Origin of the sequence: Xanthomonas sp. CFBP 8445 (assembly GCF_025666235.1) — a bacterium.
In the GTDB taxonomy this organism is placed as follows: domain Bacteria; phylum Pseudomonadota; class Gammaproteobacteria; order Xanthomonadales; family Xanthomonadaceae; genus Xanthomonas_A; species Xanthomonas_A indica.
The window spans coordinates 719249-734501 of sequence record NZ_CP102594.1 but is presented as its reverse complement, the minus strand read 5'-3'; the positions used below and the strand labels follow the sequence as shown (position 1 = coordinate 734501).

Annotated in this window: 9 protein-coding genes; 8 read left to right on the top strand and 1 reads right to left on the bottom strand. The window is 71.2% G+C overall.

All coding sequences use genetic code 11. The features are described 5' to 3' along the window. Positions 1 to 20: 20 nt before the first annotated feature. The 8 genes from NUG21_RS03245 (at position 21) to NUG21_RS03210 (ending at position 14451) form a co-directional block, all read left to right on the top strand. On the top strand, positions 21 to 3602 hold the full coding sequence (locus NUG21_RS03245; protein ID WP_263392268.1) for a lamin tail domain-containing protein: 3582 nt from the start codon (positions 21 to 23) through the stop codon (positions 3600 to 3602). Positions 3603 to 4122: 520 nt separating this feature from the next. After that, positions 4123 to 5211, top strand: a complete 1089-nt coding sequence (gene pdhA / locus NUG21_RS03240) for a pyruvate dehydrogenase (acetyl-transferring) E1 component subunit alpha (protein ID WP_263392267.1) — start codon at positions 4123 to 4125, stop codon at positions 5209 to 5211. After that, on the top strand, positions 5204 to 6283 hold the full coding sequence (locus NUG21_RS03235; RefSeq protein ID WP_160945607.1) for an alpha-ketoacid dehydrogenase subunit beta: 1080 nt from the start codon (positions 5204 to 5206) through the stop codon (positions 6281 to 6283). Before pdhA ends, NUG21_RS03235 begins: the two co-directional genes overlap by 8 nt. Position 6284: 1 nt before the next feature. After that, the gene (locus tag NUG21_RS03230; RefSeq protein WP_160945608.1) at positions 6285 to 6635 is read left to right on the top strand and encodes an SH3 domain-containing protein; all 351 of its coding nucleotides are present in this window, start codon (positions 6285 to 6287) and stop codon (positions 6633 to 6635) included. Then, complete coding sequence (locus NUG21_RS03225) at positions 6632 to 8071, top strand: dihydrolipoamide acetyltransferase family protein (protein WP_263392266.1); 1440 nt, start codon at positions 6632 to 6634, stop codon at positions 8069 to 8071. The genes NUG21_RS03230 and NUG21_RS03225 overlap by 4 nt, the downstream gene beginning before the upstream one ends. A 776-nt stretch (positions 8072 to 8847) precedes the next feature. Further along, entirely contained in the window at positions 8848 to 10419 is a 1572-nt protein-coding gene (locus tag NUG21_RS03220; protein ID WP_263392265.1) for a M4 family metallopeptidase, read from the top strand. Between the two features lie 697 nt (positions 10420 to 11116). Next, positions 11117 to 13081: a DUF4034 domain-containing protein gene (locus NUG21_RS03215; protein WP_263392264.1), complete on the top strand. Its 1965-nt coding sequence runs from the start codon at positions 11117 to 11119 to the stop codon at positions 13079 to 13081. Between the two features lie 83 nt (positions 13082 to 13164). Continuing rightward, a complete protein-coding gene (locus tag NUG21_RS03210) occupies positions 13165 to 14451 on the top strand; it encodes a DEAD/DEAH box helicase (RefSeq protein WP_263392263.1) in 1287 nt (428 codons plus the stop codon). Between the two features lie 326 nt (positions 14452 to 14777). Here NUG21_RS03210 and NUG21_RS03205 read toward each other — a convergent pair whose 3' ends face one another. Beyond that, on the bottom strand, positions 14778 to 15101 hold the full coding sequence (locus NUG21_RS03205) for a DUF6172 family protein (RefSeq protein WP_160945613.1): 324 nt from the start codon (positions 15099 to 15101) through the stop codon (positions 14778 to 14780). Between the last annotated feature and the right edge of the window lie 152 nt (positions 15102 to 15253).

Here is a 15253-nt window from a genome sequence, read left to right as displayed (position 1 = left end):
GGATTGGGGAGATCTTGTTCATGCGAGCCATGCTGCTTCGAGCTGCAGTGTTGTCGTGCGCGTTGGGGTGTGCCGGGTACGCCCAGGCGCAGGTGGTCATCAGCCAGGTCTATGGCGGTGGCGGCAACAGCGGCGCCACCTACAAGAGCGATTTCGTCGAATTGCACAACAACGGCAGCGAGGCGGTGAGCCTGGCCGGCTGGTCGGTGCAGTACGCCTCGGCCGCCGGCAGCAGCTGGCAGGTCACCCCGCTGAGCGGCAGCATCGCGCCCGGCGGCTACTACCTGGTCAAGCAGGCCGACGGCAGCGGCGGCAGCACCGCGCTGCCCACGCCCGACGCCACCGGCACCATCGCCATGAGCGGCACCGCCGGCAAGATCGCGCTGAGCAAGGGCAGCGCCGCACTGAGCGGCGCCTGCCCGGCCGGCAACGCCGACTTCGTCGGCTACGGCAGCAGCGCCAGCTGCGCCGAAGGCAGCGCCCCGACCGCTGCGCCCAGCAACACCCTGGCGGTGCTGCGCGGCAACGGCGGCTGCACCGACAGCGACAACAACAATGCCGACTTCGCCACCGGCGCGCCGACCCCGCGCAACAGCGCCGCGGCGGTCAGCCTGTGCGGCGGCGGCAACCTGCCGGTGGCCAGCGTGGCCAACGTCAGCCGCGCCGAAGGCGACAGCGGCAGCACCGCGTTCGTGTTCACCGTGACGCTGAGCCAGCCGGCCGGCAGCGCCGGCGTGAGCTTCACCGCCGCCACCCGCGACGGCACCGCCAGCGCCGGCAGCGATTACCAGGCGCTGGCCGCCACCCAGGTGACCATCCCGGCCGGCGAGAGCAGCGCCGAGGTGCGCGTGCTGGTCAACGGCGACACCAGCAACGAACCCGACGAGACCTTCTACCTGGACATCAGCGGGGTCAGCGGCGCGCTGCCGTCCACGCTGACCGCCAGCGGGGTGATCCTCAACGACGACTTCAACCTGGTGCCGATCCACAGCATCCAGGGCAGCGGCGCGCGCTCGCCGCTGGTGGGCCAGGTGGTCGCCACCAGCGGCATCGTCACCGCGCGGCGCAGTGCCGGCTTCTTCCTGCAGACGCCCGACGCCCAGGCCGACGCCGATCCGCTCACCTCCGAGGGCATCTACGTCTACACCGGCAGCGCGCCGCCGGCCGAGGCCGCGGTGGGCAACGCGGTGCGGGTGCAGGCCACGGTGGTCGAGTACGTGCCCAGCACTGACCCCAGCCAGCCGCCGCTGACCGAACTGAGCTCGCCGACGGTGCTGCTGCAGTCCACCGGCAATCCGTTGCCGGCCGCGGTCGAACTGACCACCCGCTTCCCCGACCCGAACGGCGCCTACGACCAGCTCGAGCGCCTGGAAGGCATGCGCGTCACCGTGCCCAGCCTGACCGTCAACACCCCGACCCTGGGCAATGTCAACGAGACCAACGCCAGCGCGACCAGCAACGGCGTGTTCCATGCCGTGGTCACCGGCCTGCCGCGCGCCTGGCGCAGCGCCGGCGTGCAGCAGCCCGACGCGCTGCCGGCCGGCTCGCCAAGCGATGTGCCGCGCTGGAACACCAGCCCGCAGGTGATCGCGGTCGGCAGCGCCGGCCTCGGCGGCGAGCGCATCGACGTGGCTTCCGGCTGCACCGTGCTCGGCGTCAGCGGCCCGCTGGACTACAGCTTCCGCCGCTACACGATCTACCCGGAAACCGCGCCCAGCGTGCAGTGCAACGGCGCCGACCAGCCCAGGCCGGCCCCGGCGCCGCAGGCCGACGACGTCAACATCGCCACCTACAACATGGAGCGCTTCTTCGACGACCAGAACGATCCGGCGATCGGCGAACCGGTGCTGACCGCGGCCGCCTACCAGGCCCGCCTCAACAAGGCCTCGCTGGCGATCCGCAACTACCTCAACACCCCCGACATCCTCGGCACGGTGGAGATCGAGAACCTGAGCGTGCTGCAGACCCTGGCCGACCGCGTCAACCGCGACGCGGTGGCCGCCGGCCAGCCCGATCCGCAGTACGTGGCCTACCTGCAGGAAGGCAACGACGTCGGCGGCATCGACGTCGGCTTCCTGGTCAAGACCGCGCAGATCGGCGCCGGCCTCGCCCGCGTCGAGGTGGTCTCGGTGAGCCAGGAAGGCAAGGCCGCCACCTGGACCGAGCCCAGCGGCACCGTGAGCCTGCTCAACGACCGCCCGCCGCTGCTGCTGAAGGCGGTGGTGCATTTCGCCGACGGCCGCGCGCTGCCGCTGACCGTGGTCGAGGTGCACCAGCGCTCGCTCAACGGCGCCGAGACCGACGACGCCAGCGGCCAGCGCATCCGCGCCAAGCGCCAGGCGCAGGCGGTGTTCCTGGCGAACCTGCTGCAGGCGCGCCAGACCGCCGATCCCACCGAGCAGTTGCTGGTGATGGGCGACTTCAACGCCTTCGAGTTCAACGACGGCTACGTCGATGCGATGGGCACCATCACCGGCCTGCCGGCGCCCGACGCGCAGACCGTGGTCGGCGGCGACGGCGCCACCCTGGTCGATCCGGCGCTGTACAACCTGACCCTGCTGTCGACGCCGGACCAGAGCTACTCCTACGCCTACGACGGCAACGTGCAGTCGCTGGACCACATCCTGGCCAACCGCGCGCTGATGCGCTCGGCGCAGATCGCCGGCCTCAGCGAAGCCCACGCGCGGCTCAACGCCGACTTCCCGGCCGTGGCGCGCAACGACGCCAACTCGCCGGCACGGCTGTCCGACCACGACCCGGCGGTGGTGCTGATCAAGCTCAAGCCGCTGGAACGCGCCGACCTGAGCCTGCGCGTGAGCGCCGCCAACGCATCGGTCTATGCCGGCGACACCATCCGCTACAGCGTGGGACTGGCCAATGCCGGCCCGGACGCGGCGCGCGCCGCTGCGGTCGCCTTCGCCCTGGACGCGGCGGTGACCCCGAGCGTGACCGCCGCCCCGGGCTGGGACTGCGCCGCGCCGGACGTGGCCGCGCAGACCGTGGTCACCTGCAGCACCGCACAGTTCGCCGCCGGCACCACGCCGCGCTTCGAGGTGGCGGTGCCGGCCGGCACCGCCCTGGTCGGGCGCAGCCTGAGCCTGGCCGCGTCGGTGGCCTCGCAGACCGAGGATCCCAACCCCGGCGACAACGGCGGCAGCGCCACGGTGGCGGTGCAGGCGCGCCCGGCCGGCGACCTGGCGGTGTCGATCGACGGCCCGGCCACCCTGCCGTTCCTGGCCTTCTTCGCCGACTACCGCATCGACGTGCGCAACCACGGCAACGCGCCGGTGCAGGGCGCCAGCCTGGAGATCGACGGCAGCACCCTGTCGGCGCTCACCGCGCTGGTGCCGCCGCGCGGCTGGCAGTGCGTGCGGCAGAACCACGGCCTGCGCAGCGCGCGCTTCCAGTGCCGCAGCGGCGCCGACCTGGCACCGGGCGCCAGCGCCGCGTTCCGCCTGAGCCTGGCGACGCGGCCGCTGCCGGCCGACCGCCAGATCGTGATCGGCGCCAGCGCAGGCTCGACCTCGGCCGACGCCGACCCCAGCGACAACAGCGCGCGCTTCAGCACCTACGTGGAGGGGCTGCGCCTGTTCGGTCGCTGATCGCAACGAACGGCGCAAGTGCAAGGGCGTGGCCGCGAGGCCACGCCCTTTTTGCTGGGGCGACGCCGACCCGTCACCGATCATGTGCTGCCGGTATTCAGCGGGCACCCGCGATATCGCGTAGGAGCGGCTTCAGCCGCGATGGGGCGTTCCCGGGAACGCCCGTCGCGGCTGAAGCCGCTCCTACGAGGTTAGGCGTAGCGGGCGCTGGGGCGCCCTCGTGCCGCGCTTGCACGCCTACGTCGTCCGCCCTTGTTCAATGCTCTCGCCCTTCGACGCGCGCACCGCATCGCGGCATCTACCGGCGCCACCGGTGGACACCCACGCGCACATGAACGGCATGCATCGCAGTGCAACATCGGCGATACCCAACGCCATCAATCGGCAACGCGGCGCGACCAGGCTTTTCTGGTGCGATACGGCATCAGCACGTGCTGCGGTGCACGACGGCTTTTGTGCACGGCTTCCTTAACATGCCGACTCATATCATTTGAAACTTGTTGTCGAGAGCGCCATCGCCATGCCCATCGCCGCCCAGTTCGAAATTGAGTTCCTGCAGTACCTCGACGCGGGCGGCCAGCCGGTCCGCGACGCGCTTCCGGCCGATTCGGCCAACCCGCAGACGCTGCTGGCGCTGTTCAAGCAGATGCTCTACGTGCGCACCTTCGACAGCAAGGCGGTGGCCCTGCAGCGCACCGGCAAGCTGGGCACCTACGCCTCGTGCCTGGGCCACGAAGCCACCCACGTCGGCATCGGCGCCTCGATGCGCCGCGGCGACGTGCTGGCGCCCAGCTACCGCGAGTACGGCGCCATGTTCATGCGCGGCGTGCGCCCGCGCGAGATCCTGCTGTACTGGGGCGGCGACGAGCGCGGCAGCGACTTCCAGCGCGATTCCGACGCCGCCCGCGACTTCCCGATCTGCGTGCCGATTTCCACCCAGTGCCTGCACGCCGCCGGCGCCGCGCTGGCGTTCAAGCTGCGCGGCGAGGCGCAGGTGGCGGTGGCCACCTGCGGCGACGGCGGCTCGTCCAAGACCGACTTCTACGCCGCGCTCAACTCCGCCGGCGCCTACCAGTTGCCGCTGATCCTGTGCGTGATCAACAACGGTTGGGCGATCTCGGTGCCGCGCACTGCGCAGACCGGCGCGCAGACCCTGGCGCAGAAGGGCCTGGCCGGCGGCCTGCACTGCCTGCAGGTGGACGGCAACGACCTGATCGCGGTGCTGGAGGCGATGCGCCAGGCGCGCGAGCGCGCGCTGGCCGGCCAGGGCGGCACGGTGATCGAGTTCATGACCTACCGGCTGTCCGACCACACCACCGCCGACGACGCGCGCCGCTACCGCGACGATGCCGAGGTCAAGCAGGCCTGGGAACGCGAGCCGCTGCTGCGCCTGCGCGCCTGGCTGAGCGCGCAGGGCCTGTGGAGCGAGGACGAGGAAGCGGCGTGGAAGCAGGAATGCGCGCGCCTGGCCGACATCGAGCTCAACGCCTACCTGGAGACCCCGGTGCAGCCTGTGGAAGCCATGTTCGACTACCTGTACGCCGACCCGCCGCCGGACCTGCTCGCGCAGCGTGCCGAGGCCATCGCCCTGGAGCAGCGCCATGGATGAGCTCAGCCCTCGCCTCGCCGACCACGCGGCCGCGTCTGCGGCCGGCACCGCCCACAGCGCGGCGACGTCGCGCGGAGACACCCCGATGACCAGCACGCCCATTACCTTGATCGAAGCGGTGACCCAGGCACTGGCCTGGGAACTGCAGCACGACCCGTCGGTGCTGGTGCTGGGCGAGGACGTGGGCGTCAACGGCGGCGTGTTCCGCGCCACCGCCGGCCTGCAGCAGCGCTTCGGCGCGCAGCGCGTGCTCGACACCCCGCTGGACGAGACCACCATCGCCGGGCTCAGCGTCGGCCTCGCCGCGCAGGGCATGAAGCCGGTGGCCGAAGCGCAGTTCGACGGCTTCGTCTACCCGATGGTCGATCACCTGATCTGCCACGCCGCGCGCCTGCGCACCCGCACCCGTGGTCGCCTGCACTGCCCGATGGTGCTGCGCGTGCCGTGGGGCGGCGGCATCCGCGCGCCGGAACATCACAGCGAGGCCAACGAAGCCATCTTCACCAACGTGCCGGGCCTGCGCGTGGTGCTGCCGTCTTCGCCGCAGCGCGCCTACGGCCTGCTGCTGGCGGCGATCCGCGAGCCGGATCCGGTGATCTACATGGAGCCCAAGCGCATCTACCGGCAGTACAAGGAAGTGGTGGCCGACGACGGCGAAGCGCTGCCGCTGGACGTGTGCTTCGTGCTGCGCGACGGCACCGACGTGACCCTGGTCGCCTGGGGCGCGCAGGTCAAGGAAGCGCTGGAAGCGGCCGACCGGCTCGCCGCCGACGGCATCAGCGCCGAAGTGATCGACGTGGCCACGCTGCGCCCGCTGGATTTCGACACCATCGCCGAATCGGTGGCGCGCACCGGTCGCTGCGTGATCGTGCAGGAGGCCCCGCGCAGCGCCGGCTTCGGCGCCGAGATCGCCGCGCGCCTGGCCGAGCAGTCGATGTACGACCTGGTCGCGCCGGTGCAGCGCGTGACCGGCTACGACACCCACATCCCGCTGTTCCGGCTGGAAATGAAGTATCTGCCGAGCACCGACAAGATCGTGGCAGCGGCCAAGCGGGCGATGGCCGCGGGTTGATATGCAGGCACGTTTGATCAGCGATTACCGCGCCGCCTATCCGCATCCGATCCGCATCGCCGCCGGCGAGCGGGTCGCGCTGGGCGTGCGCGACGAAGAGTGGCCGGCGTTCGTCTGGATCACCGGCGCCGCCGGCAGTGCCGGCTGGGCGCCGCTGGCCTGGCTGCAGCCGACCGGCGACGGCCATGCCGTGGCGCTGCGCGATTACGACGCGCGCGAACTCGATGCCGCACAGGGCGACACCGTCGTCCTGCATCACGAATACGGCGACTGGTGGTGGGCCGAGCGCGCCGACGGCACGCAGGGCTGGCTGCCGGCACGCGACCTGGAACTGCTGGAAGAGACCACATGAGCCAAACCAAGAATTTCAATCTGCCCGACCTGGGCGAAGGCCTGCCCGACGCCACCATCGTCGAGTGGTTCGTCAAGGAAGGCGACACCATCCGGCTGGACGAGCCGCTGGTGTCGATGGAAACCGCCAAGGCGGTGGTCGAAGTGCCCTCGCCGGTCTCCGGCAAGGTGCTGAAGCTGGCCGGCGCGCCGGGCGACATCGTCGTCACCGGCAGCATGCTGGCGCAGTTCGCGCCCGACCCGAACCTGCCGCAGCGCGCCGAAGGCCAGGACACCGGCCATCACCACGGCGGCGCGGCGCCGGCCACGGCCGGCAAGGGCGCCGGCGCGGACACCGCCGCGGCCGACGACCGCGTGGTCGCCTCCGACGACGGCGGCGAGCTGCACGACGCCGACAACGCGCAGGCCGCCGGCGAGCGCGACGACGCCGGCACCGTGGTCGGCGCGATGCAGAGCTCCAACACCGTACACAGCGAGCAAGCCGTGTCGGTCGGCGGCGTCCGCGCGATGCCGGCGGTGCGCGCCCTGGCCAAGAAACTGGGCGTGGACCTAGGCCGGGTGCGCGCCAGCGGCGCCGACGGCGCGGTCACCCTGGCCGACGTCAAGCAGGCCGCCGCGGATGGCTCAGCGAAGGCGGGCGCGACTGCGGGAGCGGCTTCAGCCGCGACCGCACGGCGTCCTGCTGTCGCGGCTGAAGCCGCTCCTACGAACGCCCCCCCGTCAGCCGCAGCGCCCGCGCGCACCCCGCTCTCCGCCGCCGGCAAGCCGATGCGCACGCAGCCGCCGGGCGTGGCCGTGCAGGGCCAGCCCGAACCGCTGAAGGGCGTGCGCCGCAACATGGCACGGGTGATGGCCGAGGCGCAGCGCCAGGTGGTGCTGACCACGCTCAACGACGATGCCGACCTGCACGCGTGGACGCCGGGCAACGACACCACCGGGCGCCTGGTGCGCGCGATCGTCGCCGCCTGCCAGGCGGTGCCGGCGCTCAACGCCTGGTTCGACGGCGAGGCGCTGACCCGTACCCTGCACGCGCACGTGGACATCGGCATCGCCGTGGACACCGACGACGGCCTGTTCGTGCCCGCCCTGCGCAACGCCGACATGCTCGATGCGCGCGGCGTGCGCGAAGGCATCAACCGCCTGCGCCAGCAGGTGGAGGCGCGCAGCATCCCGGCCTCGGAACTGAGCGGCTACACCATCTCGCTGTCCAACTTCGGCATGTTCGCCGGCCGCTACGCCACCCCGATCGTGGTGCCGCCGTGCGTGGCCATCGTCGCCGCCGGCCGCGCCCGCCACCAACTGGTGCCGGTGATGGGCGGCGTGGAGACGCACAAGATCCTGCCGCTGTCGCTGAGCTTCGACCACCGCGCCTGCACCGGCGGCGAAGCGGCGCGCTTCCTGCGCGCGATGATCGACGACCTGGCGCTGCCGGCCTGAGCAAGCACCTCCTCGCCGCAGCGTGCGGCGAGGGGGCGAAGCTGCAACCGCGGATGCGCGAGCGTCGCATCGCATTGCAGCGCATTCGCCATCCGAGCCGCGCTTTTCCCCATGGCTCCTCTCAACCGCTCCGTAGTCGAAGAATCGTTTGACCCGTCGTAGGAGCGGCTTCAGCCGCGACACGCTGTACCGACCGTCTGTCCCGGGCGATCCCAAACGGGACGAGTGCTGCCGCTAGCCAGCATATTTGCCCCGCTCCGCCATCACGTCCAACTGCATTCGCGGCTAAGGTGCTGGGCCTACAGCATTCCACCCAGGCAACGTGTGCCCGCACCTCGCCGCTTTCGCATACCGAGGCGCCACATCTTCGTAAGGCTGCTTCAACCGTGACGCTGCATTCCCCTGCATTATCTCGTCGCGACTGAAGCCGCTCCTACAACGCACGTTCCGCTCAAAGCGTCTACATGACCTCTGACGGAGCGGCATCAACCACGTGCGTCTTCCCAGCGTTACGCACGACGCTGTGATCGCGCACGCACCTGCCTTGACCGCTCATCACACATTTCTGGGTCAGCGCGCGCTTTGTCCGAGTGACGCAAAATCCTGAACGCAACCTGTCTACCACGCGGTGCAGCGCCGCCGTTATGGTCGCTGCACAGGGGGAGGCACTGCGCCGATCGGCCGCACTGCCCAGTCGTCATGCCACGTCACCGCGCCACGGCCGCTTCGCTGCCGCGCCGGCGTGTCCTTCCTTCTCGCGTTCGAGGATTTCGCTCATGACTCTGCCAAGTCGTCATCGTCCGTCGGTGCTGCTGCCTTCCCTGCTGTTCGCGCTCGCGGCCACGTCCGCCAGCGCGGCGCAGCGCGTGGACCTGCATGCCAAGAATCCGGACACCCTCGGCACCCAGTACCGCAGCGCCGCCGCGCGCGTGGGCGGCATTCCGGCCGCGGCCGCGGTGCGCCATGCCGAACTGATCGGGCTGGATGCCGAATCCGCGCTCACCCTGCTCGGCAGCAGCGAGGATCCCGACGGCACCGTGCACCGCCGCTACCAACAGACCTTCCGCGGCATCCCGGTGTGGGGCGAACAGGTGATCGTCAGCGAACGCGCAGACGGCAGCGTCAGCAATCTGTTCGGTCGCTCCGTGGCCGGGCTGGCCAGCGAACTGCCGGCCACCGCCGCCAATGCGGCCAGGGCATCGCTGACCGCCGATGCCGCGCTGACGCTGGCCCGGCGCGCCACGCTCGGCGCGGCCCAGGCCGAGCGCCGCATCGAACGCGCGCAGGCGCCGCAGATGATCTATCTGGACGACAGCGACCGCGCGCATCTGGCCTATGTGGTGTCGTTCTTCGCCGACGCGCCGCAGGGCGGCGCGCCGAGCCGGCCGTTCGTGATCCTGGACGCACGCAGCGGCGCCATCCTGAAGCAATGGGAGGGACTGACCACCCGCGATGCCACCGGCCCGGGCGGCAACACCAAGACCGGCCAGTACGAGTACGGCAGCGACAGCATCCACGGCTTCCTGGACGTGGACAGCAACTGCCGCATGCAGAACACCAACGTCAAATCGGTGAACCTCAACGGCGGCAGCTCCGGCACCACCGCCTTCCAGTTCACCTGCTCGCGCAACACCTACAAGGCCATCAACGGCGCCTATTCGCCGATCAACGACGCACACTACTTCGGCGGCGTGATCGAGAAGATGTACCGCAGCTACGTCGGCGTGGCGCCGCTGAGCTTCCAGCTGGTGATGCGCGTGCATTACGGCTCGCGCTACGAGAACGCGTTCTGGAACGGCTCGACGATGAACTTCGGCGACGGCAACACGCGCTTCTATCCGCTGGTCAGCGCCGACGTCGCCGGCCACGAGGTCTCGCACGGCTTCACCGAGCAGCATTCCAACCTCACCTACTCCGGCCAGTCCGGCGGCATCAACGAAGCGTTCTCGGACATGGCCGGCGAGGCCACCGAGTACTACCTCAAGGGCAGCAACGACTTCCTGGTGGGCGCGGAGATCGTCAAGGCCAGCGGCGCGCTGCGCTACATGGCCAACCCGACCCAGGACGGCGCCTCGATCGACAACGCCGCCAACTACAGCAGCGGCATGAACGTCCACTACTCTTCGGGCGTCTACAACAAGGCCTTCTACACCCTGGCCAAGACGTCCGGCTGGAACACGCGCAGCGCCTTCGAAGTCTTCGCTCGCGCCAACCAGCTGTACTGGACGCCCAGCACCAGCTTCAACAGCGGCGCCTGCGGCGTGCAGACCGCGGCCAGCGACCTGGGCCGTTCGGTGACCGCGGTGCGCAATGCCTTCGCCGCCGTCGGCGTGAGCTGCCCGCAGTAACGCCTGCACGCACGCCCGACCATCGATCGCGGTGGCCGGGCGTGTGACGATGCAGATCGGCAAGCGCGTGCATTGCGCCGCCCCACGCTGACCCAGCGCTGCCGAGAGCACGGCGATCGTCACGCAAGCGCCGCGTGGCCGAGCCCTGCACGTGCGTGCTGTGCACATCTCCGGCACGCACCCGCGGAGGCGCAGCGATCGGCATCCGCGCAGCACCCGCATGGCCACGGCGATGACGCCATGGCGACGACGGTGCGCTAACGGCGCTGCCCTATACTGCGCACCCCACTCGACGCCCCATGTCGGCTGCCGGTCGTCTGCATCGTGACGCCGCGCGCGATCCACGACGGCAGACGGCGCCCCCCTGTTCCGTGCCCGTTTTCGTCTTCCCTTCCCTGCGTCCAGCGCTGCCTTCACCGCCAACCGCCACCGCGGACGGCGCGGCGCCTGCACGCAAGCGGGTTCTCCGCGCCCAACGACGGCGCCGTCTGCGAGCGCATGGCGCGCCGCACCTGCGCCGCCACGCCGCGCGGGAACCGAACGGGACCTTGCCGCCATCTGTGCGCAGTGCCGTCGCGATCCGCCGTGGCGAGACGGCATGCCTGCGTCACCCCCGTGGGCCGACCGCCTGCGCCGCAACGGCACCGGCTCCGCTTATCACTTCCCTTCCGATCCGAGACGTCCCATGCATCCCGCCATGTCCGTCGCGCAAGCCGTGCGCGCCGATCTGACCCCCTTCCAACATGACCTGCTCGCCCGACGCTTCGACGCGGTGGACGCGCAATTGCGGACGCTGCTCGCCGCGACCGACGCTGCCGGCGAGGCGAGCTTGTACGCGCGGATCGTAGAAGAGACCGGTGCACTCGCGGCGGCCCGCCCCGGTGCGCTGCCAGCCCTGCTGGACGCATGGCAACAACAGGCTCCTGACAGTCTGGCACCGCGGCTCCTGCGCTGCGCCTGTTGGGAGCGGCGGGCGCTGCAGGCGCGTGGCACGGGCTGGGCGGAAGGCGTCGGCGCGGCGCAGTGGCAGGCGGTGCGCCACGCGCAATGGCACTTGTTTGCAGACGCGCTGCAGTTGATGGCGCGGTCTCCGCTGCCGTGGATCCTCGGCACGCTGCTCACCCGCAGCGTGCAGGTCTTCGGCGAACCGGACTGGCTGACGCACTGGCGATGCGACGGCGTGCATCCCAGCAACAACGACACGCTCGATGCGGCGGACGCGCGGGACCTCGCGTCCCTCGGCCTGCCCGAAGTACTGCCCGCGCCACTGCGCGCGCCGGACGGAAGGCCGGTCCTCGATGACCCCGTGCCGCCGGCGTGGTTCTGGCTGTCGCTGACGCTACGCCACAGCGGCCATGGACTCGCAGCCTTGCTGTCCTACGCCACGCTGCACACTCCACGCTGGGGCGGCAGCCGCGAAGAGATCCTCGCGCTGGCCGAAGGGCCGCTGGCCGTCCGCCTCGACCCTGGCGAACGCCAGCGTCTGCGCCTGGTCGCCTGGCTCGACGCGATCGACGTGGACAGCATCGACACCGACGACGCCGAGGCGATCGGACAAGCGCTGCACCACGGGCATGCCATGTTGCAGCGTACGCACGACGATGGCGACCGTGCGCAGCTGCTTCTGCAGTTGGCGGAGCTGTACAGCTTCGCCGAGCAGCCTGACCAGGCGGTTCCCCACCTGTCGGCCGTCGCCGCGTTGCCGGCGCAATTGCGCCTGGACGATCACCAACTGCTGCGGGCGTTGCATGCTGCGGTGCATGGCGGACACCTGCAGGCCGGCTGGCTGGGCGCCCTGGCCGCGCGCAGCTGCACGCAGAGCGCGCATGCGGCCGTGCTCTACGGCTTGCTGTGCGATACCGGCTGGGGAGGCGTGCAGCGCGATCCGGCCATCGCCGAGGCGTGGTACCGGCACGCGGCCACGCTCGCACCGTTGCCCGCGCCGGAAGAAGTGTGCCCGTTCAACGACGTCTACTACGCCTTCGACGAGCAGGTGCAGCACGGTCCACTGCAACACATGGCCAACTGCGGCGCCGAACTCGGCTATCCGGAAATGCAGTTCGCCCTGGGCTATCGCTACTTCGAGGACGAGGACCGCTACGACCCGGCGCTGGCGATCCACTGGTACCGGCGCGCGGCCGAACACGGCTTTCCGCGGGCCGCGTACAACCTCAGCCTGGTGTACGACCGCGGCATCGAACAGGGCGGTATCGCCGGGCTGGCACCGGACGAACTGGTGCGCCTGTCCAACGACTGCGAGATCGCCTGCCTGGAAGCCACCGCGGCGATGCCGACGCTGTCCGAACGCGCGATCCGCCGCGCCAATGCCTGTGTGCACGGCCTGCGCCACTTCCTCGCCCACCACGACGACGACCCGGCGCGGATCGAGCGCATCCTGGGCGTGCTCACCCGGTTCGCGCACGCCGGCTGGGCGGAGGCCATGCGCGGCCTCGGCTACTTCCATGGCACGACCTCCAATCCCACCTGGCAGGACTTCGACCGTGCGGTGCGCTGGTGCGAGGCGGCCTGCCGGCTGGCGCCGGACGATGCCGACAACCTGGCGCTGCGGCAGACCCTGCAGGGCGACGGCTGGCTGGCGAAGCGGCGCTATGCGCGCGCGGCGGCGCGGGCCGCTGAGCGGGCGCACGATCTGCCGCACTGAGCGCGCCTTCACCCGTCCGTGCGCGGTCGGCGATACTGCACGCCCGCCGTGACCCGCATGGCCTGCCGCCGCCCGTCTCCCCGATGTCGTTCGCTTCCCTCGGTCTGTCGTCCGCGCTGTATCCCGCCTTCGCCGCCGCGCTTGCGCGCGCCGGCTGGCAGACGCCCACGTCGATCCAGCAGCAGGCGGTGCCGCTGATCGTCGCCGGCCACGACCTGCTGGCCATGGCGCAGACCGGTTCCGGCAAGACCGCGGCGTTCGCCTTGCCGTTGCTGCAGGCCTGCGCGCAGGCGGCCAGGCCGGCGCGCTCCACCCGCGTGCTGGTGCTGGTGCCGACCCGCGAACTGGCGGTGCAGGTCGCCGACACCTTCGTCGCGCTGGGCCTGGAACTGCCGCGGCGGCCGCGGGTGGTGGTGGCGGTCGGCGGGGTCTCGATCAATCCGCAGATGCTGGCGCTGCGCGGCGGCGCCGACGTGGTGGTGGCCACGCCCGGGCGCCTGCTGGATCTGCTGGAGCAGCGCGCCCTGCAATTGGACGCGGTGGCGCACCTGGTGCTGGACGAGGCCGACCGCCTGCTCGACCTGGGGTTCGGCACCGAACTGGAGCGGCTGCTGCGCCTGCTGCCGCCGACGCGGCAGACCCTGCTGTTCTCGGCCACGGTGCCGGCGCCGATCGCGGCGCTGGCCACGCGCCTGCTGCGCGCGCCGCGGCGGATCGGCGACGCCGCCGACGCCGCACCGATTCCGGCGACGCTGCGCCAGCGCGCGATCGAGGTCGACAGCGCGCGGCGCCTGGGCCTGCTGCAGCATCTGCTGGAACACGAAGCCTGGCCGCGTGCGTTGGTGTTCGTGGCCAGCCGGCGCAGCGCCGAACAGGTCGCCACCGCCCTGAGCAAGGCCGGCATCGCCGCGCAACCGCTGCATGGCGAACTGGCCCAGGGCCGGCGCCAGCGCACCCTGGACGCGTTCCGCCAGCAGCAGCTGCGGGTGCTGGTGACCACCGACCTGGCCGCGCGCGGCATCGACATCGCCGCGCTGCCGGTGGTGGTGAACTACGACCTGCCGCGTTCCACCGCGGACTACACCCATCGCATCGGCCGCAGCGCGCGCGCCGGCGCCGAGGGTCAGGCGCTGAGCTTCGTCGATGCGGCCAGCGCGGCGCATCTGCGCCTGATCGAAAAACGCCAGGGCGTGCGCGTGCCGCGCGAACGCATCCCCGGTTTCGAGCCGACGCCGGCACCGCCCCCGGCGACCGCACAGGTCGCGGAGGCCGCAGCCTCCACCGGCGGCATCAAGGGCAAGCGGCCGAGCAAGAAGGACCGGCTGCGCGCGGCACGTGCGCAGGGCGGCGAGCCACCGGCAGCCTGCTGAACGGCACCGCGTCGGCCTTGCCGCGCATCAGCGCGCATCCGTCGCCATGCCAATCCGTGCTGCGCCGAGAGACGTCTCCTGCCAGACACATCCAGGCGCCTTGCGCCGTTGCGCGAACGCGACCGTTTCCGGCAAAAGACGTCTCGAGGACGCCTCACATCACCTGCGTTCGCTCCACGCAAGCCGAATCCAAGTCGCTCCCACGCATACGTTCCGTCGTTGTTGGAGCCGCCCTTGCACCCCAGCCGCGCGACGCGGGCTGCGGCAATGCCACAGAGGCGATGGGCGATGGGACCGCGCGCCGCGGCAGGCGTGCCGGATCGGGCTCAGTCCTCGAACGGATCGCGCTCGTCCTGGCCACCCTTGGCCCGCGGCGGCCGCGTGCATGCCCGGCTGCGGATTTCCACGTAGAACTGTTCGCCGCCGGCGGCGACCAGCGCGTCGACCGCGCGCAACAGCTCGGCCGGCGGCAGCACCGCGGCGGTGGCTTCCTCGGTGCCGAACAACGTGTCGAAATCCCAGTAGTCGGCACCGGCCGGCAGGGTCTTGCGGCGCTCGCGGCGGATGTACTTGCGGATGTCGTGCTTGGCGGCGTCGAGCAGGCGGTCGGGATGCTTGCCTTCGATGCGGAGCCGGTAGGTCTTCTTCACTGCGGGAAATCCTGGAAAGGGAATGCGGCGGCCAGCGCAGCGCGGCGGCGCGGCGGGCGCACCGGCAGGCGGCGCGTGCCACGGGCCGTCATGGTGCCAGAAGCGGCCGCGCGCTGTGGAATGCGCGGATAATCGGCGCACGCCCCACCGCC